At 72.3% G+C, this 23,903-nt stretch carries 24 protein-coding genes; 10 read left to right on the forward strand and 14 right to left on the reverse strand.

Features of this window, described 5'->3' with window-relative positions; all coding sequences use genetic code 11:
* Window positions 1-23 precede the first annotated feature (23 nt).
* Both HHX37_RS28675 and HHX37_RS28680 read left to right on the forward strand, forming a co-directional pair.
* Window positions 24-2,033, forward strand: coding sequence for an N-6 DNA methylase (locus tag HHX37_RS28675; RefSeq protein WP_182887479.1), 2,010 nt, complete (start codon window positions 24-26; stop codon window positions 2,031-2,033).
* 40 nt (window positions 2,034-2,073) lie between these two features.
* Complete coding sequence (locus HHX37_RS28680) at window positions 2,074-2,976, forward strand: serine/threonine-protein kinase (RefSeq protein ID WP_117408784.1); 903 nt, start codon at window positions 2,074-2,076, stop codon at window positions 2,974-2,976.
* 15 nt (window positions 2,977-2,991) lie between these two features.
* On the opposite strand, the gene HHX37_RS28685 is transcribed toward HHX37_RS28680, so the two are convergent.
* From HHX37_RS28685 to HHX37_RS28745, 13 genes are all read right to left on the reverse strand, one after another.
* A complete protein-coding gene (locus HHX37_RS28685) occupies window positions 2,992-4,035 on the reverse strand; it encodes a DUF2293 domain-containing protein (protein ID WP_310738274.1) in 1,044 nt (347 codons plus the stop codon).
* Window positions 4,028-5,215: a rod shape-determining protein RodA gene (rodA, locus tag HHX37_RS28690; protein ID WP_182887480.1), complete on the reverse strand. Its 1,188-nt coding sequence runs from the start codon at window positions 5,213-5,215 to the stop codon at window positions 4,028-4,030. The genes HHX37_RS28685 and rodA overlap by 8 nt, the downstream gene beginning before the upstream one ends.
* Window positions 5,212-7,218, reverse strand: a complete 2,007-nt coding sequence (gene mrdA / locus HHX37_RS28695; RefSeq protein WP_310740573.1) for a penicillin-binding protein 2 — start codon at window positions 7,216-7,218, stop codon at window positions 5,212-5,214. Before mrdA ends, rodA begins: the two co-directional genes overlap by 4 nt.
* A complete protein-coding gene (locus HHX37_RS28700) occupies window positions 7,211-7,765 on the reverse strand; it encodes a hypothetical protein (protein WP_182887481.1) in 555 nt (184 codons plus the stop codon). The genes mrdA and HHX37_RS28700 overlap by 8 nt, the downstream gene beginning before the upstream one ends.
* The gene (gene mreC / locus HHX37_RS28705) at window positions 7,762-8,607 is read right to left on the reverse strand and encodes a rod shape-determining protein MreC (protein ID WP_182887482.1); all 846 of its coding nucleotides are present in this window, start codon (window positions 8,605-8,607) and stop codon (window positions 7,762-7,764) included. Before mreC ends, HHX37_RS28700 begins: the two co-directional genes overlap by 4 nt.
* Window positions 8,608-8,642: 35 nt before the next feature.
* A complete protein-coding gene (locus tag HHX37_RS28710; RefSeq protein ID WP_259403051.1) occupies window positions 8,643-9,677 on the reverse strand; it encodes a rod shape-determining protein in 1,035 nt (344 codons plus the stop codon).
* A 95-nt stretch (window positions 9,678-9,772) separates the two neighbouring features.
* Entirely contained in the window at window positions 9,773-10,693 is a 921-nt protein-coding gene (locus tag HHX37_RS28715; RefSeq protein WP_220503249.1) for a class A beta-lactamase-related serine hydrolase, read from the reverse strand.
* Window positions 10,694-10,774: 81 nt separating this feature from the next.
* Window positions 10,775-11,788, reverse strand: coding sequence for an agmatinase (gene speB, locus HHX37_RS28720; protein WP_182882654.1), 1,014 nt, complete (start codon window positions 11,786-11,788; stop codon window positions 10,775-10,777).
* Between the two features lie 41 nt (window positions 11,789-11,829).
* Entirely contained in the window at window positions 11,830-13,440 is a 1,611-nt protein-coding gene (locus HHX37_RS28725; RefSeq protein ID WP_182887483.1) for a PH domain-containing protein, read from the reverse strand.
* Between the two features lie 20 nt (window positions 13,441-13,460).
* Window positions 13,461-13,922, reverse strand: coding sequence for a PH domain-containing protein (locus HHX37_RS28730; RefSeq protein WP_244302238.1), 462 nt, complete (start codon window positions 13,920-13,922; stop codon window positions 13,461-13,463).
* A gap of 117 nt (window positions 13,923-14,039) precedes the next feature.
* Window positions 14,040-14,879, reverse strand: a complete 840-nt coding sequence (locus HHX37_RS28735; RefSeq protein WP_310740574.1) for an LLM class flavin-dependent oxidoreductase — start codon at window positions 14,877-14,879, stop codon at window positions 14,040-14,042.
* 133 nt (window positions 14,880-15,012) lie between these two features.
* On the reverse strand, window positions 15,013-16,452 hold the full coding sequence (locus HHX37_RS28740) for an MFS transporter (RefSeq protein WP_182887485.1): 1,440 nt from the start codon (window positions 16,450-16,452) through the stop codon (window positions 15,013-15,015).
* A 61-nt stretch (window positions 16,453-16,513) separates the two neighbouring features.
* Window positions 16,514-16,957, reverse strand: coding sequence for an ATP-binding protein (locus HHX37_RS28745; protein ID WP_182887486.1), 444 nt, complete (start codon window positions 16,955-16,957; stop codon window positions 16,514-16,516).
* A 261-nt stretch (window positions 16,958-17,218) separates the two neighbouring features.
* On the opposite strand from HHX37_RS28745, the gene HHX37_RS28750 reads away from it, so the two are divergent.
* From HHX37_RS28750 to HHX37_RS28760, 3 genes are read left to right on the forward strand one after another with little or no spacing between them, the layout of a single operon-like run.
* Entirely contained in the window at window positions 17,219-17,368 is a 150-nt protein-coding gene (locus HHX37_RS28750) for a hypothetical protein (RefSeq protein WP_165900815.1), read from the forward strand.
* An 11-nt stretch (window positions 17,369-17,379) separates the two neighbouring features.
* Window positions 17,380-17,607, forward strand: a complete 228-nt coding sequence (locus HHX37_RS28755; RefSeq protein WP_117408774.1) for a DUF6158 family protein — start codon at window positions 17,380-17,382, stop codon at window positions 17,605-17,607.
* Window positions 17,600-17,848 carry a hypothetical protein gene (locus HHX37_RS28760; protein ID WP_182882659.1) on the forward strand — a complete coding sequence of 83 codons (249 nt, stop codon included), beginning with the start codon at window positions 17,600-17,602 and terminating at the stop codon, window positions 17,846-17,848. The genes HHX37_RS28755 and HHX37_RS28760 overlap by 8 nt, the downstream gene beginning before the upstream one ends.
* Window positions 17,849-17,968: 120 nt before the next feature.
* On the opposite strand, the gene HHX37_RS28765 is transcribed toward HHX37_RS28760, so the two are convergent.
* Window positions 17,969-18,340, reverse strand: a complete 372-nt coding sequence (locus tag HHX37_RS28765; protein ID WP_182877692.1) for a hypothetical protein — start codon at window positions 18,338-18,340, stop codon at window positions 17,969-17,971.
* Window positions 18,341-18,445: 105 nt separating this feature from the next.
* On the opposite strand from HHX37_RS28765, the gene HHX37_RS28770 reads away from it, so the two are divergent.
* The 5 genes from HHX37_RS28770 to HHX37_RS28790 all read left to right on the forward strand — a co-directional run bounded on the left by HHX37_RS28770 (window position 18,446) and on the right by HHX37_RS28790 (window position 23,882).
* On the forward strand, window positions 18,446-19,438 hold the full coding sequence (locus HHX37_RS28770; RefSeq protein ID WP_182877693.1) for a LacI family DNA-binding transcriptional regulator: 993 nt from the start codon (window positions 18,446-18,448) through the stop codon (window positions 19,436-19,438).
* A 49-nt stretch (window positions 19,439-19,487) separates the two neighbouring features.
* Window positions 19,488-20,498 carry a LacI family DNA-binding transcriptional regulator gene (locus HHX37_RS28775; RefSeq protein ID WP_182877694.1) on the forward strand — a complete coding sequence of 337 codons (1,011 nt, stop codon included), beginning with the start codon at window positions 19,488-19,490 and terminating at the stop codon, window positions 20,496-20,498.
* A gap of 158 nt (window positions 20,499-20,656) precedes the next feature.
* Window positions 20,657-22,024: an ABC transporter substrate-binding protein gene (locus HHX37_RS28780; RefSeq protein ID WP_182887487.1), complete on the forward strand. Its 1,368-nt coding sequence runs from the start codon at window positions 20,657-20,659 to the stop codon at window positions 22,022-22,024.
* A gap of 83 nt (window positions 22,025-22,107) precedes the next feature.
* Window positions 22,108-22,989 carry a carbohydrate ABC transporter permease gene (locus tag HHX37_RS28785; protein ID WP_182877696.1) on the forward strand — a complete coding sequence of 294 codons (882 nt, stop codon included), beginning with the start codon at window positions 22,108-22,110 and terminating at the stop codon, window positions 22,987-22,989.
* Complete coding sequence (locus HHX37_RS28790) at window positions 22,989-23,882, forward strand: carbohydrate ABC transporter permease (RefSeq protein ID WP_182887488.1); 894 nt, start codon at window positions 22,989-22,991, stop codon at window positions 23,880-23,882. Before HHX37_RS28785 ends, HHX37_RS28790 begins: the two co-directional genes overlap by 1 nt.
* The last annotated feature ends 21 nt before the right edge of the window (window positions 23,883-23,903 follow it).

A 23,903-nucleotide genomic window follows, 5' to 3' on the forward strand; every position in this document is an offset into this window, starting at 1 on the left:
AGCATGGTGCTAGGCTCATGTTCATGGATCACGAGGCCCCGGCGGACGCCGGCGTCGAAGCGACCGTGAACGCGGGTGACATCGCCCGGCTGGCCGACGTGGGCAGGGCCGCGGTCAGCAACTGGCGACGCAGGTACGACGACTTCCCCCAGCCCGTCGGCGGAACTGCGTCCAGCCCGCTCTTCTCGCTGCCCGAGGTCGAGGCGTGGCTGCGCAGGAACGGCAAGTCGTTCGAGGTGTCCCAGGGCGACCGCGTCTGGCAGCGGCTGCGCGCCTCGGCCGACGACCTGCGGCTGGGCGAGGTGATCCGCGAGGCGGGCGCCTTCCTGCTCTACGTCCAGCGCGACCCCGGCGGCTGGAAGCGGCTCGCCAGGTCCGCCGACCTCGCCGTACGGCTCCCGCGTGCCGTGGCAGAGGCGACCGGCGACCTGTTCCCGGGGGACGCGTCGAGTGTGGAACCGGGGCTGCTCCGCCTGGTCGCGGCCATGGCCGAGCGGCACGGCGCGGCCGCGACGTTCGAGTTCCTGTGCGAGCGGTACGCCGAGGCGCACAGCCGCAGGCTCGCCCTGACCCGGCCCGACGTGGCCGCCCTCATGACCCGGCTGGCCTGCGCGGAGGCGCGGACCGTGCTCGACCCCGCCTGCGGCATGGGAACGCTCCTGCTCGGCGCCGCCGAGATCATGACCGGCCCGGCAGGGGAGGCGGACGGCGTACGGCTCCTCGGCCAGGACGTCAACGAGACGGCGGCGGCGCTGGCCGCGCTGCGGCTGCTGCTGCGCGGGCGGGACGCGCGGATCGTGCCCGGGGACGCGCTGCGCCACGACGCCTTCCCGCCGGAGCGGCCGGTCGACGCGGTCGTGTGCGACCCGCCGTTCAACGAGCGGGCCTGGGGACACGAGGACCTCGTCGGCGACCCCCGCTGGCAGCACGGCATGCCGCCGCGGGGCGAGTCGGAGCTGGCCTGGGTGCAGCACTGCCTCGCCCACGTGCGGCCCGGCGGGCTGGTGGCGATCCTGATGCCGGCCGCCGCGGCGAGCCGCCGCCCGGGCCGGCGGATCCGCGCGAACCTGCTGCGGGCGGGCGCGCTGCGCGCCGTCTTCACGCTGGCCGCCGGAGGGCCCGACCTGTGGCTGCTGCGCAGGCCGGAGCCGGGCGAGCGGGGGCCCGCCACGATCGTCGTGGGCGACGCGGGCGACGACCCGGAGTCCGTCGAGCGGTGCTGGCGGGCCCACCTCGCCGAGACCGAACCGCCGCGCGGCGGCCGCGTCGTCCGGATCATCGACATCCTCGACGACGAGGTGGACGTGAGCCCGGCGCGGCACCTGTCTCCGCGCGTCGACACCCGGGGCTTCCCCGCCGCGCGGGACCGCTTCCGGGAGGTGTCGGCGGCCCTGGCCGACGGCCTGCCGGACCTGGAGGTGCTCACCGGGGGTGGGGCGGGCTGGGACGTCTCCTGGTCGACCGTGGCGGAGATGGCCAGGTCCGGGCTGGTCACCATCCGGCATTCGCCGCTGAGAGCCCTCCCGGACGGCGACGCCCTCGAGGACGGCGAGGACGGCGTGCCCGTGCTGACGGCCGACGACCTGGCGGCCGGGGCGACGGGGGCCGCTGGGGTGACGGGGGCCGCGCCGGCGCGGCGGATTCCCCTCGCCCCCGGCCTGGTCGCCGTACGGCCGGGGGACGTCGTGGCGTCCGCGCTGACCGCGCGTGTGGTCACGGCGGACGGTGCGGTGCTCGGCCCGTACCTCAGCCTGTTCCGGGTCGATCCCGGCAAGGTGGACCCCGAGTTCCTCGCGGGGTTCCTGCGGTACGCGGCGGGCGGGGGCCGTCCGCACCCCGGCAGCGGCCGGGTGGAGGCCCGCCGGGCCCGGGTCCCTCAGCTTCCCCTGACCGTCCAGCGGGAGTACGGCGCGGCCTTCCGGCGGCTGCTCGCGCTGGAGGACGGCCTGCGGGAGGTGGCCGCCGCCGGGGAGGCGCTCGCCCGCCTCGGCGTCGAAGGGCTGGTCGGCGGACGTCTTCGCCCGCGCGGGTAACGGTGTAGCTTTTTCCCCGAAAGGTCGACGGGAGGGGCGCATGGTCATCGGCGACCGGTATGAGCTGGACGACCTTCCCCTGGGCCAGGGAGGAATGGGCGCCGTGTACGGCGGCCACGACCGGCGGCTCGACCGCAAGGTGGCGGTGAAGTTCCTGCGCCTGCCCGACGGCCCCGACGAGGAGCTGCAGCGCCGGTTCATCCGCGAGGCGCGCATCCTGGCGAAGCTCGACCATCCCGGGGCGCCCGTCCTGTACGACTTCGGCACCTACGAGCAGCGGCTCTTCCAGGTCATGCAGTTCATCGAGGGCGTGACCGTGGCCGACCTGCTGAGCGAGCACGGCCCGCTGCCGGTGCCCTGGGCGGCGGCCGTCGCCGCCCAGGCCTGCGCCGTGCTGACCGCCGCGCACAAGCTGTCGATCTGCCACCGGGACCTCAAGCCGACCAACCTCATGCTCTGCCCGGACGGCAGCGTGAAACTGCTCGACTTCGGGCTCGCGATGCTCCGCGAGCCGGACCGCGCGGGGGTGGCGGCCCAGTTCACCCGGATCGGGCAGATCCTCGGCACCCCGGCGTACATGTCGCCCGAGCAGATCCAGCGCGGGGTGGCCGGGCCGAAGAGCGACCTGTACTCCCTCGGCTGCGTGCTGCACGAGATGCTGACGGGCAACCAGCTGTTCACCGGGCCCACGGAGTACGCCGTGTTCGACAAGCAGGTGAAGGAGCGGCCGCCCCGCGTGCCGGGGGTCCCCGCCGCGCTCGACCACCTGATCGCCGAACTGCTGGAGAAGGACCCGGACCGGCGCCCGTCCGACGCGTACACCCTGTTCGAGCGGCTGCAGCCGTTCGCGGTGGACCTGCCCCCGCTGCCCGGCTTCCTCAACCCGTCGTCGGTGCCCAGCCCGGGGCGCATGTACGCCCAGATGATCGGCCGCGTCCGCTGACGCACCGAGAGCCGCTCAGGCCCGCCAGGCGGTGAGCACCTCGTCGACGCGGGAGCGGATCCGTTCGCGGGCGGCCATCCGCGGCACCCCCGACATGAGCAGCACGTCGTAGTCGGTGTCCAGGTGACGCACGCTCGCGACCACGGCGAGCGTGACGGCGCCCTCGTCCAGCGCGCGGGCGGCGGCGGTGCGGCCGACCCGCCCGCTGCCGCGTACGGCGGCGTGCCCGGCGATGGCCTCGGCCCGCCCGGCGGGACAGCCGGGGAACAGCCGGCGGATCTCCGCGGCCATCCGGTCCCGGAACCCGGCGTCCTCGTCCGCCCGGCGCTCGCGGTCGCGCTCCCGGCGGCGCAGCCGCACCTCCTCGTCGGCAAGGCACTGCTCCTCGGCCCGCGCCAGCGCCTCCTCCTCCACGAGGACGCCGAGCCGCTCGTACCTCTTGCGCCGCCGGTTGAAGCGGACCACGACGGCCGACAACCCGCTCTCCTTCTTGGCGCGGCGGCTCAGCGCGGCGTTCCCCGCGGGCAGCAGGCACAGATGGTCCATGTCGGCGCACGTCAGGCAGTGCGGCGCAGCGTCCTCCATGATCAGGTACGGCCCGCTCTCCGCGCAGCCGGCGCAGGTCCACGCCTCCGACGGTGCGACGACCACGAGGTCGGGGGCCCGGCCCTGCCGGTCCTCGATCTGCCGCCGGCGGGCCTCGCTCAGGTCGGGCGACAGCCAGTGGATCCGGAAGGCGCGCTCCGTCTCCTCGCCGCCCACGGCGGTGAAGCGCAGGGGCCGCCGGTCGCGGGTCCCGGCCGTGTACGCCGCCTCGCTCTCCAGGAGGTTCCGCGACCGCGCCCACTCCCGCAGATGCGACAGGGCCTCCTCCATCCGGTCCGCGTCCACGGCGGCCAGCCGTTCCAGGCTGTCCACGCGGCCCTGCCGCCAGGTCTGCACATGGCGGTCGTGCAGCCAGCGCAGGCCGGTGAGGACGTCGATGGGGGTCACGTATCTGCGGTTGGCCAGGGCGATCTCCGCCGCCTGGGCCACCCGTCCGCCGAGCTTGCTACGCACTCCTCCTAGATTGCCGTATGCGGGGCGTGCGGGTGCGGCGGTTCACGGCGGCGAGCAGCCCCACGGCCGCCAGGCTGGAGATCGTGGCCGACCCGCCGTACGAGACGAACGGCAGCGGCAGCCCGGCGATGGGCAGCAGGCCCATCGTCATCCCCACGTTGACGAACGTCTGGAACGCCAGCCAGCACACCACCCCGCCGGCCAGGACCGTGCCGAACGGGGAGGGGCTCCTGCCCGCGATCCACAGACCCCGCCACAGCAGGGCGAGCATCAGCAGGATCACGCAGGCGCCGCCGAGGAAGCCGAGTTCCTCGCCGGCCACCGTGAAGATGAAGTCGGTGTGCTGTTCGGGCACGAAGTGGCCGGCCGTCTGCTCGCCGTGGAACAGGCCCTTGCCGAGCAGCCCGCCCGAGCCGATCGCGATCCTCGCCTGCGTGGCGTTGTAGCCGACGCCCATCGGATCGGCGTCGGGGTCGGCCAGCACCATCAGCCGCTGGAGCTGGTAGGGCCGGATGAGGTCGAGCCGCCACACCAGCAGCACCCCGGCGGCGCCGGCCGCGGCGAACGCCGCGAACCACCTCTTGGGCGCGCCGGAGACGGCGATCATCCCGAAGGTGAGAACCAGGAAGACCAGGGCGGTGCCGTGGTCGGGCTGCAGCGCGATCAGGCCGACCGGCACCGCGGCCACTCCCAGCGCGAGCAGCACCGCCCCCGCGCCCGGCCTCCGCTCCCCGTCGCGCAGCTCACCGAGGATCGTCGCGAGCGCGAGCAGCGTGGCCGCCTTGGCGAACTCGGACGGCTGGAACTGGAGGCCGTTCCCGAGGACGATCCAGGCGTGCGAGCCGTTGATCGTGCGGCCGAGCGGGGTCAGCACGGCGACCAGCCCGGCGAGCCCGAGCAGGTAGAGCAGCGGCACGTAGGCCCGCAGCAGCCGCAGGTCGATCCGCGAGACGGCCCACATCAGCGCGAAGCCGATGCCCACGCTGATGGCCTGCCGTTCCGGCAGCGTGGAGCCCGGCCGGCCGCGGGTGGCCGACCACACCAGCAGCAGCCCGATAGCCGACAGCGCGGCGGCGGGCAGCACCAGTCCCAGGGCGGGGAGGGTGATGCCCGCCGAGGCCCGCCGGCGGGTCGCGCGGGCCGGCGGCAGCCGTACGGACAGGGGACCCAGCGTCGTCATCGCCCACCACCCTTCTTGTGCTTCTTGGGGTGCTTCTTGTGGTGGGTGAGCGCGTCGATGCCCTCCCAGATCTCCCTGGCCGCGGGGGCCGCCGTGGTCCCGCCCGTGCCGCCCTGCGACACCACGACCACCACGACGTACCTGGGGTCCTTGGCGGGGGCGAAGGAGGCGAACCACGAGGTGTCCTGCCTGCCGTACGCCTCGGCGGTGCCGGTCTTGCCGGCCACCGGGAAGCGCTTGAGCGGGAACCCCGCGAACGCGGCGGCGGCGGTTCCCTCGCGCGGCACGCCGGCCAGCGAGTCGCGGATGAAGCGCAACGTCTTGCGGGAGACGTCGATCCTGCCCACGACGGGCGGGGCGATGGTGCGGACCACCGTGCCGTCAGGGCGCTCGATCCGCTTGCCGATCCTCGGGCTGAAGACCGTGCCGCCGTTGGCGAGCGCGGCGTAGCCCCGGGCGAGCTGGAGCGGCGTCACCAGCACGTCGCCCTGGCCGATGGAGAAGTTGGCCGCGTCGCCGGCCCACCAGACCCCGCCGGAGCGGCAGTTGTCGGCCGCGAGCGCCTTGAGGTAGGCCGCCCGCCCGCGGTCGGACTCCTCCGGGTAGCCGCTCTTGGCACGGCGGCAGGCGTCTGCCCGGGTCCGCTCCCAGTTGGCCTTCTTCCAGGCCCGGTCGGGCACCCTTCCGGCCGCCTCGTGCGGCAGGTCGATCCCGGTGGGCGTGCCGAACCCGAACTCCTTCGCCATCTTCTGCATCGGGTCCTTGGGCCGCTTCACGGGCGTCAGCCCGCCGTCGCGCTTCCACATCCGCTCCGCGAAGCGGTAGAAGATCGTGTCGCAGGAGACCACCAGGGCCCGCCGCATGTCCATCCGGCCCAGTTCGGCGCTCTCGAAGTTGTGGAACACCCGGCCACCGATCTTGTAGCCGCCCGGGCAGTCGTAGGAGTCCCGCAGCCCGTAGCCCGCCTTCGCCGCCGCGGCCGTCGAGGTGACCTTCCACGTCGACCCCGGGGCCCACTGCCCCTGCACGGCGGCGCTGATCAGCGGCAGGTCCTCGTAGGCGCGCTGGGAGATGCCGCCGGTCCACACGCCGGGGTCGTAGCTGGGATAGTCGGCGATCGCCGTCACCCGCCCGGTCCTCGCCTCCAGCACGACCGCCGCGCCGCTGTCGGCGGGCTCGCCGCGCCGGCGCGCGCCGGTCACCGCCCGGGCCAGCGCCCGCTCGGCGACCTCCTGGACGCGCGCGTCGATGCTGGTCACCAGCGTCTCGCCGGGTACGGCGGCCTCCTCGCGGATCAGGCCGGTGACCTTGCCGGTGCTGTCCACCGCCACCTCCCTGATCCCGGTCCGGCCGGCCAGGTCGCGGTCGTACCGCGCTTCGAGGCCGTCGCGGCCGATCAGCTCCGGACCCCCTTCGGGGTCGTCGGGGGAGGGCGGCTGCAGGTAGCCGAGGACGTGCGCCGCGGCCGGGCCGAGCGGATAGGTCCGGACCGGCCGCAGCGCCGTGCTGACGCCGGGGAACTCGTTCTGCCGCTCCGCGATCCACAGCGCCGTGCGCACGCTGACGTCGTCGGCGACGACGATCGGCTGGTACGGCGAGCCGGGCCAGCACGGCCGCGGCACGTCCCTGCCGCACAGCCGGGCCCGGTCGGCGAGCTCCTGGTACGGCCGGCCCAGGGCCCGCGCCAGCCTGGTCAGCACGTCCGTCCCGCCGTCGGGCTGGTGGAGGAGGGCCATGTAGTCGACCGACACCTGCGGCCGGGTCTCGTTGGCCACGAGCGGCCGGCCGCGCACGTCGAGGATCTGCCCGCGCACGGGCGGCAGGACCACCGAGCGCACCCGCGACTCCGTCGCGGCCCTCGAATACGACGAGCCGGTGACGACCTGCAGGTACCACAGGCGGCCGAGCAGGGTCAGCATGAGCGTGGTGACCACGACGAACACCACCGTGAGGCGCCCCCGGTTGGCGTTTCCCCGGATGCCGCCGGGGGCGCCGCTACGCACGCCGTCCCCCGCGCGGGTACAGGGGGCGGGAGGCCGGCACCCGTCCGAAGGACCGGCGCCGGGGGAGGAGGGCGAGCCCGGCCGTCACGAGAGCGGCGCCGCCGGTGGTCCAGGCGATCGCGCCGGGGGCGAGCGTGGCGGCCCAGGGGGCCCCGTCCAGCAGGGCCGCGAGCACGCCCCCGGCGAGTGACGCGCCGAGGGCCACGAGGGCGGCGCCCGCGACACGGCGCGCGGCCCCGTCGTCGGCGGGGATCCGCATGGCCGCCCAGCCGGCCAGGCACAGCACCAGCGCGAGCCGTCCGATGGTGTGGTCGGCGGGCGGGGCGACGTCGGCGGCCAGGCCCGCGGCGAACCCCAGGAGAGCCCCGGCCCCGGTGCCCGGCCCCGCGCCCGCGACAGCCCTGGTCCGCAACAGCGGCACGAGTGCGATGACGCAGATCAGCACGATGTCGGGCACTCCCCCGGGAAGTGCCCACCCGTTGACCACGGTGACCTGGAGAACCGGCGCGGCGAGGACGAGGAGCACGGAGAGGATGACCGCCCTCATCGCGCCCCCTCCGCGTGCCCGGACGTGTCCTTCTTCTTCGCTTTCTTCTTTTTCTTCGACTTCTTGGTCTTCTCGGACTTCTTCTCGGGCTCCTTCGTGGAGGTGTCCGTGACGGCCGGGGCGTCCGGCAGCGGCCCGAGGACCACCGTGACGTTCTCCAGCGCGGTGAACCGTGCGAAGGGGCGCACGAGCGCGGTCCTGGTCAGGGCGTCCGCCGCCGGCTCGACCGTGACGACGGTGCCGATCGGCACGTCCGGCACGAAGGGCCGCAGGTCGCGCGAGCCCAGCGTCACCACTCGGTCGCCCGGCTTCACGTCGGCCGAAGGATTGAGCAGGCCCAGCCGCAGCAGGCCGTGCTCGGGGACGCCGGTCACCAGGCCGACCTCCCGCGAGCCCTCCAGGCGGGCGCCGACGGAGGCGCCGGAGGCGGTGGCGAGCTGCACCGTCGCCGTCCCCGGGCCGGTCCGCAGGACCCGGCCGACCAGCCCGTCAGCGTCGAAGACCGTCATGTCGGGGGTCACCCCGGTCTCGGCGCCGGCGTCGATCGTGACGGTGCCGTCCCGGCCGAAGCCGACGGCGTGGGCCGAGACGACCTGATAGCCGTTCCCCTCGGCCGGGGGCGGGGTGGCCCGGCGGGCGGCGAGCAGTTCGGCGCGCAGCCGGGCGTTCTCCCGTTCGAGGTCCTCCAGGCGGCCCGCGCCCGACGCCCAGCGGACGCTGGAGGACGCCGCGTCCTCCAGCCCGCCGTAGACGGCCGACCCGAAGGCCCGCAGGGGGTCCAGCGGGATCACCGTGTCCGCCGCGATCAGCGCGACGGCGGCGAGCGCCAGCAGCACGGGCACCCTGCGACCGGGGCGGCCTGGGTGACCTGCCGTCCTCATCTGCGGGTTTCGGGGAGGAACACGTCCCGCATGTCGTCGAACCGCTCGGTGCAGCGGCCCGCGCCCAGCACGACCGACTGGAGCGGCTGGTCGACGAGGTGGATCGGCATGCCGACCGCCTCTTCAAGCCGCCCGGCGAGGCCTTCGAGCAGCGCCCCGCCCCCGGTCAGCACGATCCCGTTGTCGAGCAGGTCGCCCGCGAGCTCGGCCGGGCACTGGTCCAGCGTGGTCTGGACGGCGTCGACGATCGTCTGGACCTGGTCCTCGATGGCCTCCCTGACCTGGCCCCTGGTGATCGTCGCCGTCTTGGGCAGGCCGGTGACCAGATCGCGGCCCCGGATCGGCCGCGTCGTCGTGTCGTCGCCGCCCGGCCGGGCGCTGCCCATGGTGATCTTGATGTGCTCGGCCGTGCGCTCGCCGAGCAGGAGGGAGTGTTCCTTCTTGACGTAGTTGACGATCGCCTCGTCGAGTTCGTCGCCGCCGACCCGCACCGACTTCGACACGACCACCCCGCCGAGCGAGACGATCGCGACCTCGGTGGTCCCGCCGCCGATGTCCACGACCATGTTGCCGGTCGTGTCGCCCACGTTGAGGCCCGCGCCGATCGCCGCGGCCATGGGCTCCTCGATGATGTGGACGCGCCGGGCGCCCGCCTCGTACGCCGCCTCGCGGACCGCGCGCTGCTCGACGCTGGTGGTGCCGCTCGGCACGGCGACGACGACGCGGGGCTTGGCCAGGTAGCGGTTCCGGTGCGCGAGCTGGATGAAGTGCCGCAGCATGCGCTCGGCGGCGTCGAGGTCGGCGATCACGCCGTCCTTGAGCGGGCGCAGAGTCGCGATGTGGGGCGGGGTCCGCCCGATCATCTCCTTCGCGGCGGTCCCGACGGCCACGATCCGGTCGCTGTGCAGGTTGATCGCCACGACCGAGGGCTCGTCCAGGACGACGCCCTTCTTGCGCACGTACACCAGCGTGTTGGCCGTACCGAGGTCGACCGCCATGTCCCGGCCGAGCAATCCCCACGGGAAACCCATCGGCGACCAGCTTTCAGAGAGGAGGGAGAGCACGCGTGATCGCTGCCCGCCGCCCCCGCCTCTGAAACAGAACACATCCGCACGAAAGCGGGCCGCTAGGTGACGCTGAGATAGAGGTCTCTCGCCAGCTTCGTCACCCGTTCGGCCGACTTCGCGAAGGACGCCCCCGAGGGCTGCAGGGTGAGCACGACCATGATCAGCCGGTCGCTGATCACGCCTGTAGTGTGGAGCACCGGACGGCCGAAATCAACCGGTTCGCGGCCCATCGTGACCGGCCCGATACGGTATGACGCGGCCTTCGCGCGGGCGCACCGGACCGGGGGCACCGAGCCGTACCCGGACCATCCCTGCTTGATCGCCCAGGGCCGGGGGACGGCGCGGGGAATGCCGAAGTACTGGTCGAAGCCGTCGCTCGCGCACCGCCAGGCCTGGCGCAGGTTGCCCAGGACGAAGTCGCGGACGCGGGGTTCGGCCCGCTTCAGCAGATATCGGTAGACGAGCGCGATGTCGGCCGCGCTGATGGCGGTGTAGCCCCAGAAGCCGGGTTTGGCCGCGGGCGGTGGGGAGGTTTCGGACAGGCCGATCCGGCGCGCCATCCGCCGGACGATCTCGCCCTGACCCCCGCGCCGCCACAGGGCGGTGGCGGCGTCGTCGTCGCTGCCGCGGAGCATGGGCGTCAGCAGCGCCCTGTCCCGGGCGGGGATCGCGCCCCGGTGCCGCTCCAGGTAGTCGGTCGCGATGAGGATCTTGACCACCGACGCCGACCGGAACCGGTGGTGCGCCAGATGCTGCGCGACGGTCCTGCCGGTCGCCAGGTCCACCATCGAGTATCCCGCCGTGACCCCGGCCGGCACCCGCACCGGTTTCGCGGACGATCGCACTGACAACTGTGCGGCTGCTCGCGCGGCCGCCTGGGGCGCCGGCTTCGCGGTGGTCGCGGTGGTCGCGGCGGTGGCGGCGGTGGCGGCCGCGGGGGTGCCGTTCGCCGAGCAGGCCGTCAGGAGCGCCGTGAGCACGATGGCCAAGGCAGTCGATGCGGCCGTGGGGGCGGCGGTTCTCGATCGCGTCACCCGGCCATGACTATCAGATGGAGCGGGTCAGCGTCCGTCGAGGAGGGGACGCCTGGGGTCCCAGCGGGTGCCCTCGGCGGCGTCCCTGCGGCGCCGGGCGATGGCCGACAGCGCCTCCAGGACGACCCGGTTGCCGAGGTAGGCCGTGATGTCCGCGTGGTCGTACGGCGGGGCCACCTCGACGATCTCCAGCCCGACGACCGGCAGTTCGTAACAGGTCCTGCGGACGGCGTCGAGAAGCTGGCGGGCCGACAGGCCGCCCGGCTCGGGCGTGCCGGTGCCCGGCGCGTGGCCGGGGTCGCAGACGTCCACGTCGACCGACAGGTAGACCCCGTCGCACTCGTCGAGCGCGATCGCGTACGCCTCGGTGAGGCACTCGTCGAGCCCTCTGGCGACGATCTCCGTCATCTCGTACGACCGCATCCGCTGACCGGCCATCCAGTCGAGGATCTCGGGGCCGGGCCAGTAGCCGCGCAGGCCGATCTGCAGGAAGCGGTCGCCCCGGATCGCGCCCGACTCGATCAGCCGCCGCATCGGCTGCCCGTGGCCGTGCAGGTGGCCGAACTCGATGTCGCCGGTGTCCGCGTGCGCGTCGAAGTGGATCATGGAGACGCGGCCGAAGCCGTGGTGCCGCGCCACGCCGGTCGCGTCGGGCAGGGCGATTGTGTGGTCGCCGCCGAGGACGACGGGAACGGCCCCGGAGGCGGCGATGCGGGCGACGGCGTCCTCGATCGCGCGCAGGCTGCCCTCGATGTCGCCGGCGTAGGTCTCCACGTCCCCGGCGTCCAGCACGCGCAGGTCCTTGAGGGCGTCCACGCGCAGCGCCAGGCTCGGCCGGGAGCCGTCGTGGGGGAGATAGCAGGTCTGGCGGATGGCGTTCGGGCCGAAGCGGGCCCCGGGGCGGTGCGAGGTGCCGCCGTCGAAGGGCGCGCCCAGGATCACGACGTCGGCTCCCGCGTAACCGGCCGGGTCGTCGAGGTCGCAGCGCTCGACCCCGAGGAAGGTGATGTCGGGGCCGAACATCTGGCCGTAGCGGCTCATCCCACTCCTGGCAGTCAATCGGTCTTATCGGACATCACATGCTATTGGCTGACAGAACCGGCACGTTGCAGGAACGGGTCGAGCAGGCCGGGGGTGCCCGCGGTGGCCAGGCGCAGCGCCTCGGCGAGTTCGACGTCGCGCACCTGGTAGCTCTGCCCGCCCGCCGCGGTGGTCGCCGTCAGCGTGGCGAGGCCCGCCCGCCGCTGGAAGAACGACCGCTCGACGGTCCAGCCGATGACGCCGTCGCACCGCAGCACGACCCGGCGTCGGACGAGCGAGCCCCATCGGGTCACCAGATATCCCGAGGTCAGGGCGTGTCCGAGGGACCGGTAGCGGTCGGCGGCGAGCAGCGCCGTCACCGGCAGCAGGGCGGCGGCGGTGAGCCAGGGCCACAGGGGCGGCTCGCCCAGCGCCCACAACAGGAGCAGCGCGACCAGGACCGGCACGTGCACACCGAAGGCGCGGGTGAACCGGCGGCGCAGCGCTGCGGGCCCGTGCGGGATGAGGGGCGCGGTGAGAGGCGCGGTCAGGGGCTCGGTGAGGGGCTCGGTCGGGGGTGCCGGGCCGGTGGCGCCGGGCGCGTGGGACAGCACGAGCCGGGCCACCGCGGCGGCCTCCGCGCGGGGCGCGGGCGGCAGCAGCATCGAGCCGCCGCGCTGGCCGCCCTGCCCCGAGCGCAGGCCGGTCGTCACCGCGGACAACCGGGCTCCGCGTACGGCCCGCAGCAGCAGGGGCTCGTCGACCTCGACGCCCCGCAGCCGCCGTTCCTCGATGGTGGTGGCCCGCCTGGTCAGCAGGCCCCGGGTCACGTGCAGGGTGCCCTCGGTGTGCCGGGTCAGCCGGAAGTTCCCGTACGCCAGGACGTAGCCGAGCGTGGACGCGACGCCCACGAACACCACGAGCACGAGCACCACCGTCGCGATCTCCAGCGCGAGCGACATCGCGCTGAACCACCGCCAGGTCTCCCGGACCGGCCCCACCCGGTCGAGGTCGATGTTCCCCTCCGAGACCAGGCGGGACACGAAGCCGCCGACGACGCCCACGGTGACCAGCCCGGACATGGTGAACGGCCCGAACCTGACCCACCCGGGGCGCATCCGCGCGAGTTCGGTCTCCGGCGTGCTCCCGGCGGGAGGCGGCACCGGCGACGCCGCGGGGGACTGGGCCGCGGGGGACTGGGCCGCGGGGGAGCGGTGCAGCAGTTCCACGCGCAGGTTGGCGGCCTCGGCGGCGCTCAGCGCGTCGAGCTTGAGCCGGCTGTCGTGCCTGCGGTCGGAGGTGCCCGTCCCCACCTCCACCCGGGCCAGGCCGAGCACGCGGTGCAGCACGTGGGAGGTGACGTCGACGGTGCGGACCCGGTCGCGGGGCACGGTCAGCACCTTCCGGTTCAGCAGCCCGCGCCTGACCTGCACGTGCTCGGGGGAGATCCGGTAGGTCGTGGTGAACCAGCGGAGCATGCCGAACAGGACCGTCAGGCCGACGCCCGCGAGGGTCCACAGGTGGCCCTTCCCGCCGCTGCTCGTTCCCGCCACCAGCAGGCCGAGCAGCGCCGGGGCGGCCCGTACGACCTCCTGGACCGGGTGAACCAGCAGCATCCGCGGGCTGAGCCGCCGCCAGTCGGTCGGGGCCGGGCCGCTTACGGGACCGGTCATCGAGCTGCTCACCGAGCCGCTCATGTCGCGTCGCCCGCCGTCGCCTGCGCGTTGGCGGTGAGCTCGGCGACCAGGCGCTGGGCGGTGTCCCGGTCAAGACCGCCGACCTTGATGGGACCGGCGGCCGAGGCCGTGGTGACGGTGACGTTGGCGAGGCGGAAGAGCTGCTCCAGCGGGCCGCGCTCGCTGTCCACCGTCTGGATGCGGGAGACGGGGGCGATGCGCCACTCCTGCCGGAACCAGCCCGACTGCGTGAACACCGCCGCCGGGGTGGCCTCCCAGCGGTGCACCCGGTAACGCCACAGCGGCATGAGCGTGACGTGCGCCGCCGCGACGACGGCGGTCGCGGCGAGGCCGATGACGTGCGCGGAGAGCGGCACGCCCGCATCGTCGGCCACCAGCCAGATCACCTGGGCCGCGAGGAGGATGAGCCAGCCCAGAGCGGCCCGCGCGGCCCAGTACCAGATGGCGGTGCGGCTCACGCGGTGCCGAGGGGGTCGGAGGGTCGGGACGTCCACGCCTCAACTCTGCCCGATCCGCCGACCTCCCGGGCACCCGCCCATGCCGGTCGTGTACGCCGACGGGGGGTCACTCCTGGGTCAGAGGGCCGACAGGAGCTCGCGGACGTGGGAGAGCGGGTCGCCGCCCACGGGGCGGACGGCGACCGTGGTCACGCCCGCCTGCCACAACGCCCTGACGTGCGCGGACGCCTCCTCCGGGGAACCCACCGCCATGGCGACCTCCTCCGGCGCGACCCGCAGGAACGCCGCCTGCCACTCCGCCGCGGGCCGCATGACCTCGCGTGCGTCGTCGCCGACGCAGAGGTAGACGAACGCCACCACTTCGTGATCACCGGTCGCGCCGACGCGCTCGATGACCGAACGCAGCCGCTCCGGGCTCAGCCCTTCGGGGAGGATCGTGCCCTCGGCCACCCGCCCTGACAGGGCCAGCGAGCGGGGGCTCACCACTCCGGCGAGGACGGGCGGCGGCTCGGCCGGCGGGTGGACGAGGCGGACGCCGTCCAGGCTCACCTCGCGTCCGTGCAGGGTGACGGTCTCGCCGCGCAGCAGCGCCCGTACGGACGTGATCGTCTCCTCCAGCAACGACAGCGGTGACGAGGCGGCGGCGCCTGCCTGACGCATCCACGCCTGCACTCCGTGCCCGATCCCGGCGGCCAGCCGCCCGGGATGGAGGCGGGCCAGGTTGGCCAGCTCCATCGCCAGCAGCATGGGATTGCGCAGGGGCGCCGGGGTGATGCCGATGCCCACGCGCAGGCGTGTGGTCGCGGCCAGCGCCGTGGCCGCCGAGGAGATCGCGCCCGTCCAGCCGAGGTCCTCCACCACCCACAGGTCGGAGACCGTGGTGCCGTCGAGTTCCCGGGCGAACCGGGGGAGCGACTCCGGCGGGAGGTCGCGGTCGAAGACGACTCCAAGCCTCACGGGCGGCCCTCCAGTGTGCGAGATCGGCTCCACGGCCATCCAAGTATCCAGGACGGAGGGAGGCGCGGACGGCACAGGCACCTGCCGTGAGACAGGTGCCTGTGCCGGAGAGCCGGAGCGTGCCTCCGGGCGGTCAGGCCATCTGGTGCTGCTCGGAGCTGAGGGGGGCGGCGATGTCCTCCAGCGAGCGCCGGGCGGCCTCCACGCCCATGAACCACTGCACCAGCCCCGCCGCGATCATCAGCACGGCGCCGATGACGTAGCCGACGACGACGTTGCCCACGCTCTCGCTCTCCACCAGGCGGCCGAACAGCACCGGCCCGATGATGCCGCCGAGCCCGGTGCCGACCGCGTAGAACAGGGCGATGGCGAGGGCCCTGGTCTCCATCGGGAAGATCTCCGAGACCGTCAGGTAGGCGCTGCTCGCCCCGGCGGAGGCGAAGAAGAACACCACCATCCAGCAGATCGTGAGGGTCACCGGCGAGAGCACCTGCGCGTTGAACAACGCGGCGGTGCCGAGCAGGAGCAGGCCGGACACCACGTAGCTGCCCGCGATCATCGTGCGGCGGCCGATCGTGTCGAAGAACCGGCCGAGCAGGACCGGGCCGAGGAAGTTCCCGATCGCGATCGGGATGAGGTACCACGGCGTGCTGCCGTCCGGCACCTTGAAGAAGGTCGAGAGCACCAGTGCGTACGTGAAGAAGATCGAGTTGTAGAGGAACGCCTGGCCGACGAACAGCGACAGGCCGACGACCGTGCGCTTGGGGTAGCGCCGCAGCAGTGTCGCCGCCACCTCCGTCAGCGGGGTGTGCTCCCGCTGGGTGATCCTGATCTCCCCGTGCGCGGGTTCGAGCGTCTTCCCGCTCTCGTCGCGGACCTTCGTCTCGATCTCGCGGACGATCTCCTCGGCCTCCCGTTCCCGGCCGTGGATGAACAGCCAGCGTGGACTCTCCGGCACCGTACGGCGGACCAGCAGGATGGCCACACCGAGGATGGCGCCCAGCCCGAACAGCAGACGCCAGCCGAGGTCCGCCGGCAGCAGGCCCGTGTCGAGCGCCGGGATCGCGATGAGGGCGCCGAGCGCCGTGCCCAGCCAGAAGGAGCCGTTCACCACCAGGTCGACCGTGCCGCGCACGCGGGCCGGGATGAGTTCGTCGATCGCCGAGTTGATCGCGGCGTACTCGCCTCCGATGCCGGCGCCGGTGAAGAACCGGCAGAGGTAGAAGTACCAGGCGTCATGGGCGAACGCGGTGGCCACGGTGGCGGCGAGGTAGACGGCGAGCGTCACCAGGAAGAGCTTCTTGCGCCCGAACCGGTCCGTCAGGTGGCCGAAGAAGAGAGCGCCCAGGCAGGCTCCCGCGACGTACACGCCGGCGGCGACGCCGACCTCGCTGTCGGTGAGTCCCAGCCCGCTGCCCGGGTCGGTGATGCGCGGGCCGATGACCCCGACGATGGTCACTTCGAGCCCGTCGAGAATCCAGACGGTGCCAAGGCCGATGAGCACCAGCCAGTGCCAGCGAGCCCAGGGGAGCCGATCCAGCCGCGCGGGAATGTCGGTACTAATCTGCGCCATATCGTCCCCTTCTTCGGAAGATATGGCGGCCGACTACCCGATATCGGGCCGGAAATTCACGTCAGACCGTCCGGGCGCCTTCACTCCCCACGCCTCCGGGTGGCGGGACCACGCCGTCGTGCCCGAGTTCGAACCACACGCAGACTCCGGTGCGGCTGGCCGACACGCCCCAGTGCCTGGTGAACAGGTCCACCAGGTGGACGCCGCGCCCCGGCGTGAGGTTGGGAGACGTCCAGCAGCCGCAGCCCTGGGTGGACAGCGTGACCCGGGCGGCGCCGGAAGTGGCCAGGACGGACACGCCGTAGCCCGGCGGCCGGCCGCACGAGTCGGCGTGCCGCAGGGACTCGGCGATCAGCTCGCCGATCAGCTGCACCGCGTCGTCCCGGCAGGGGTGGCCGTCGCCGAGGCGGGCGGCCACGAACCGCCGGGCGGCCCGCACCTGGGACGGGTCTCCCGAGAAGGGGCGTGAGATCGCGATTCTCCCCGAGAGGTTGAGAATTGTCATCCCGTGATAGCTCCCTGTGCACCCGCCTGCCGTCGGGGAATCGAGGCCGATGTAAGACTGCGTTCATCCTGCACTTTGCAATTCGGCTCCGCAATATGGCGAATGCGATTGCATGGTCTCCTTTCGTGCTATAAGGGGGAGCGCGGCGCAGGGGAAGAGGGGCGGATGCCGGCCGGAGACGTCCATGGAGATCATCATCCCGGTCGCGGCCTTTGCGGGCGGGCCGGTATGGGGCTCGTCTCACCGGGCAGGAGACCTGGCATGCGAAGAGAAGACGGTCGCTATATCGATATCGACGCGGACGAGCCGGACATCGCAGGCGAGTGGATGCCGTCGGAGACGGATCCGCCGAACGCCAAGCCGGACGACGGAAAGCCGGACGAGCGCTGGGACAAACCGACAGAGGTGTGAGGAGAACGGTGATGACGATGGGTGTCGACCCCCGGGACCTGGGCGACGAGGATCTGCTCCGCGAGCTGCGCCATCTGCACGAGACCCGCAGCGAGACGTTCTTCCACGGGTCGGACGACGCGCTGGAGCGCCACACCTCCCGGACGCAGGAGCTGGAGGGTGAGTACCTCGAACGCTACCCGGACCGGCAGGTCGATCCGGAGCGGCTGCGGGAGGGGGCGAGGCAGCGCAGTGCGTGAGGACGAGGAGAGCCTGGGCGACGCCCAGGAGATGTCGGGGACCGAGCTGACGGTCTACGAGGCCGTCGCCGCGCTGAACGTGGACGAGCGTTCCGCGACCGTCTCGGAGGTCGCCCAGATGACCGCGCTCGGCGAGGACGACGTACGGCGGTGCCTCGACACCCTGGTCGAGGGCGGCAGGCTGGTCCCCAAGGGGGACGCCTACCTCCTCGGCGCGCACGACTGGGGACTCGAATACTGACAGATGGGGCCCGGCCGGCCCGCGGCGACGGGGAGGGCGGCGGTGGTGCGCCACACCGCGCGTGCCTCGCCCGGATCGCCGGGACCGGCCGGGAGTTCGTGGGTGACCCGTGAGCCGGGGTCAGGAGCAGGCGCTCGCGAGTTCCTGGGTCGCCTGGGTGGCCTTCTTACCGAACTCGCTCAGCTTGGCCGCGGCTGCCGGGTCCGACAGGTCGATCTTGAAAGACCCCCACGAGTCGGCCATGCCGGCGAGCGCCACCTTCAGGTCGCCGTCGGCCTTGCCGGACAGGTCCTTGAGCTGGGCGGCCAGGTCGCCGGTCGCGGTGTTGAGGCCCTTGATGTCGCCGGCCGCGGCGGCGGCCTTGGTGCTGTAGTCGGTGAACGCCTTGGTCGCCTCCTCGCAGACGGCCGTCTGGCCGCCGCCGCAGGCGGCGGTCAGGCTGAGAAGGGCGGACGCCGCGACGACGGCGAGGCTGTTCCTGAGGATGTTCATGACGCCTTCCTGAGTGATCTGCAACGCCCCGGACACTACGGACGCCCCCTTTCGCCCCGCTTTCAAGCCGCTTGCAGCGCAGGTGCGCGTCGTATGCTTGCCGCCATGACGCGGCGGCTTGCGGAGGTTGCGAAGAAGGTCGGGGTCAGCGAGGCCACGGTGAGTCGCGTCCTGAACGGCAAGGCCGGGGTGTCGGAGGCCACCCGGGAGGCGGTGCTGACCGCCCTCGACGTGCTGGGATACGAGCGGCCGACGCAGTTGCGCGGGGAGCGCGGCCGGTTGGTCGGCCTGGTCCTGCCCGAGCTGCAGAACCCCATCTTCCCGGCGTTCGCCGAGGTCGTCGGGGGTGCGCTGGCCCAGCAGGGGTTCACCCCGGTGCTGTGCACCAGAACCGTCGGCGGGATCTCCGAGGCCGACTACGTCGACCTGCTGCTGCAACAGCACGTGTCGGGGGTCGTGTTCGCCGGAGGCCTCTACACGCAGACCGGCGTCGTCCACGAGCACTACCTGCGGCTCGTCGAACGCCGGCTGCCCACCGTGCTGGTCAACGCCGCCGCCGAGCACTGGGACTTCCCCCGCGTCTCCTGCGACGACGCGATCGCGGTGGAGCAGGCGCTCGGTCACCTGCGCGCCCTCGGCCACCGCCGCATCGGCCTGATCGTCGGCCCCGCCGACCACATGCCGTCCGCGCGCAAGCTGGAGGCGTACCGCGCCTTGGGCGGCGAGTTGGTCGAGCACACGATGCACTCGCTGGAGGGCGGCCACGCGGCGGCCCTGAAGCTGGTGCGGCAGGAGGTCACCGGCATCGTCTGCGGCAGCGACCCGCTGGCTCTCGGCGCGATCCGCGCCGCCCGGCGCTCGGGCAGGCGCGTGCCGGAGGACGTGTCCGTCGTCGGATACGACGACTCCGCGCTGATGACCTGCGTCGACCCGCCGCTGACGACGGTGCGTCAGCCGATCGAGGCGATGGGCCGGGCGGCGGTGGAGCTGCTGGTGAGCCAGATCGAGGGAACCGCCGTCGCGACCGGAGAGCTGTTGTTCGAGCCGGAGCTGGTCGTCCGCTCCTCCACCGGGCGGGCCGGCGTGCCCGTCGCCTGAAGGCAAGCCGCCCGCAAAATCTTGCGTACATTGTCGTACAGTTGCGTTCATGACACGACGGCTTGCGGAAGTTGCCAAGAAGGTGGGCGTGAGCGAGGCGACCGTGAGTCGCGTCCTGAACGGCAAGGCCGGGGTGTCGGAGGCCACCCGGGAGGCGGTGCTGACGGCCCTCGACGTGCTGGGATACGAGCGGCCGACGCAGTTGCGCGGGGAGCGCGGCCGGTTGGTCGGCCTGGTCCTGCCCGAGCTGCAAAATCCCATCTTCCCGGCGTTCGCCGAGGTCGTCGGGGGTGCGCTGGCCCAGCAGGGGTTCACCTCGGTGCTGTGCACCAGAACCGTCGGCGGCGTCTCCGAGGCCGACTACGTCGACCTCCTCCTCCAGCAGCACGTGTCCGGAATGGTCTTCGCGGGAGGCTCGTACGCGCAGGCGGACGCCTCGCACCGCCACTACCGCAGGGTGCTGGAACGGAAGCTGCCCGCCGTGCTCGTCAACGCGGCGGTCGACCACCTCGGGTTCCCCCAGGTCTCGTGCGACGACGTCGCCGCGGCGCGGATCGCGCTGGCACATCTGACGGCGCTCGGCCACCGGCGGGTCGCCATGCTCCTCGGCCCGCCCGACCATGTGCCGTCCCGGCGCAAGCTGGCCGCGTTCCGGGCGCATGCCGCCGAGGCCGGCCTCGAACTCGACGCGGACCACGTCGAGCACACGATGTTCTCGCTGGAAGGCGGGCACGCCGCCGCGGCGCGTATGGTCGCCCGCGGCGTGACCGGGATCGTCTGCGCCAGCGACGTGCTCGCCCTCGGCGCGATCAGGGCGGCCCGCCGGGCCGGTCTGTCGGTGCCCGGTGACGTCTCCGTCATCGGATACGACGACTCGGCGCTGATGAGCTGCGTGGACCCGCCACTGACCACCGTCCGCCAGCCCATCGACGCGATGGGCCGGGCCGCCGTCGAGCTGCTGGTGGCCCAGATCGACGCGGCCGTGGTGCCGGGCGACGAGCTGTTGTTCGAGCCTGAGCTGGTCGTGCGGGCCTCCACGGCGCCCGTACGACCGCTCTAGGGATCACTGTCACTTTTTTGCAGAGTTAATTACTGACTATTGCTCGGTTCTGCACGCCTCTGTATGTTTCTCGCAACCGAGCGGATCGGGGCGCTCCAGTCGGCCCCGAGCCGTGTGCTCCGACGGGTCGTGGCGCGCGGTTCCAGAAGGGAACGAGGATGAAATCCCAGAAGCTCTCGACACTGCTGGTCTCGGGACTCGCCCTGGCGGCGGCCGCCGCGTGCGGCTCCGGCGACGGCGACAGTGGTGACAAGGCCGGCGGGGCGCCCGGCGGAGCGAAGGTGACGATCTCGGTGGGCTGTCAGCCGCCGAAGACCAACCCCGTGCAGCGGGACGAGTGGAACGAGGACGTCGCGGCGTTCCAGAAGCTGCACCCCGGCATCACGATCGACAGCAAGGACGGCTTCCCCTGCCACGACGTGAAGACGTACGACGCCAAGCTCGCCGGTGGCCAGATGGAGGACGTCTTCTACGGCTACGTCGGCGACGTGCAGCCGGCGATCAAGGCGGGTCAGGCCGCCGACATCACCGACTACGTCAAGGACGTCAAGACGTTCAAGGACATCGACCCCAGCGTCATGCGGGCCTTCACGGTCAACGGCCGGATCTACGGCCTGCCCAGGACGACGTACAAGGTCGGGCTCGTCTACAACCGCACGCTGTTCACCCGGGCGGGGCTCGACCCGGACGACCCCCCGGAGACCTGGGCCGAGATCCGCGAGGCGGCCAAGAAGATCGCGGCGCTCGGGCCCGGCTACGTCGGGTACGGCGAGTACAGCGCGGGCAACACCGGCGGCTGGCACTTCACCCAGGAGATCTACGGCCGCGGCGGCGACGTGGTGACCCCCGACGGCAGGCGGGCCGCGTTCAACACCCCGGAGGGCAGGGCAGTCCTGCAGAACCTCAAGGACATGCGCTGGACCGACGACAGTATGGGAACCAAGCAGCTCTATCAGTGGGACGACCTCATGCGCCTGATGGGTGCCGGCAAGATGGGCATGATCCTCGGCGCCCCCGACGTCATCACCGAGTTGCACGACAACCGGCACGCCAAGTACGAGGACTTCGGCCTCGCGGCGTTCCCCGAGGCCAAGGCGACCCTGGGCGGCGGTGACGGCTACATGTTCAACGTCAAGGACACGCCCGAGCAGATCAGAGCCGGCATCGCGTGGCTGGACTACTACATGCTGGCGCCGGGCCGCGGCCAGTTCGACTACGAGCGGCAGAAGGCCAGGGGCCGGGCCGTCGGCCTCCCCGACAACAACCCCTGGGGAGCCAGTCCCACGGGACGCACACTGCTCGACCTGCGTAAGCGGTTCGCCACGCTGCCGCTGGCGAACTACGGCGCGTACGCGGAAGGATCGGGGGCCATCCCGCTCAAGCTGGAGCCCCCGATGACCCAGCAGATCTACCAGATCCTCGACACGCCCATGTCGGCGGTGCTCACCCGGCAGGACGCGAACGTCGACGAGCTCCTCGCGGACGCGGAGAAGAAGGTGAACGACCTGCTCGCCAGGGCGGGCTGACCCGTCCGGGGTGCCGGGACCCCACCGGCACCCCGTCTCCCACGTCCACCCCCGACCGGGAGAGACCCCGAAAGAGACACCACATGAACGTCGCCACGAAGCGTGACGTACAGCGAAATCTGACCGCGTACGGCTTCCTGTGCGGAGCGTTGATCTGCTTCGCGTTCTTCTCCTGGTATCCCATGATCCGGGAGGTCTTCCTCAGCTTCCAGAAGAACAACTTCGTCAGCGACCCGATCTGGGTGGGGTTCGACAACTTCAGGGCCGTCTTCGCCGATTCGGCGTTCTGGCCGGCCTGGCGCAACACCGCCGTGTTCACCCTGCTCGCGCTGGTGATCGGCTACCTCGTGCCGTTCGCGTCCGCGATCGTGCTCAACGAGCTCCGGCACGCCCGCGCGTACCTGCGGTTCGTGGTCTACCTGCCGGTCATGCTGCCGCCGGCCGTGTCGGTCTTACTGTTCAAGTGGTTCTACGATCCCGGCGCCGGGCTGTTCAACCAGATCCTCGGGTTCTTCGGCGTCCCGCCGCTGAGCTGGCTCGACTCGTCCGGCACGGCCCTGGTGTCCCTGGTCATCGTGTCGACCTGGATGAACCTCGGCAGCGGCACGCTGATCTACCTCGCCGCGCTGCAGACGATCCCCGGCGAGCTGTACGAGGCGGCCGAGCTCGACGGCGCGGGGATCCTCCGGCGCCTGTGGCACGTCACGATCCCGCAGACCCGGCTCATCCTGCTCGTCATGCTGCTGTTGCAGGTCATCGCGACCATGCAGGTGTTCATCGAGCCGTTCATGCTGACCGGGGGCGGCCCGGAGAACGCCACCGTGACCGTCGCCTACCTGATGTACCAGTACGCCTTCAACTTCGGGAACTTCGGCGGGGGCGGCGCGCTCGGGCTGATGCTGATGATCGTCTTGATGGTGTTCTCGGTCGTCTACCTGCGCGTCGCCCGGGAGGACCGTCCCTGATGCCCGACGCCACCCCTCGGGTCCGCACGCTCGTCTCCCCGCACCGGCTGAGCAGGGGGCGCGGCCGGGTGACCTACTGGACCGTCCTGGCCGCGACGCTGGTCACGTTCACGCTGGTGTTCGTCTTCCCGTTGTACTGGATGATCACCGGCGCGCTGAAGTCGCCGCAGGAGCTCGACCAGATCCCGCCGACGCTCTTCCCGGCGGACGGCCTCAACTGGGACGCGTACCGGGAGGCGTGGGAGCTTCTCGACCTCGGCAGGCTGCTCGGGAACACGGTCCTGTACGCCGCGGGAGCCTGGATCTTCACGATGGCGGTGGACGTCACCGCGGCCTACGCGCTGTCGAAGCTGCGGCCCGTGCTCGGCCGGGTGATCCTCGGCGGCATGCTGGCCACGCTCATGATCCCTCCGATGGTGCTGCTGCTGCCGACCTACGTCACCGTGCTCGACCTGCCGATCCTGCACGTCAACCTGCTGAACACGCCGTGGGCGATCTGGCTGCCAGCCGCCGCGAACGGATTCAACGTCTTCCTGCTCAAACGGTTCTTCGACTCGATCCCCCGCGAGCTTCTGGAGGCCGCGGAGATGGACGGCGCCTCCCCGGCGCGGATCCTCTGGTCGATCGTCCTGCCGATCTCCCGGCCGATCCTGGGCGTGGTGTCGATCTTCACGGTGGTCAACGTCTGGCGCGACTTCGTCTGGCCGCTCCTGGCGCTGCCCGACACCGAGAAGACGACGATCAGCGTGGCGATCAACTCGCTGTCGCAGACCATGCCGCAGAACGCGCTCACGGCCTCCCTGGTGATCGCGAGCCTGCCCACCATCGTCGTCTTCTTCCTGTTCCAGCGGCACATCATGGCCGGTCTCACCGCCGGCGGCCTCAAGGGCTGAGCAGACCTTCCATCGCCGTCA

Origin of the sequence: Microbispora sp. H10885 (assembly GCF_014161415.1) — a bacterium.
Lineage (GTDB): Bacteria > Actinomycetota > Actinomycetes > Streptosporangiales > Streptosporangiaceae > Microbispora > Microbispora triticiradicis.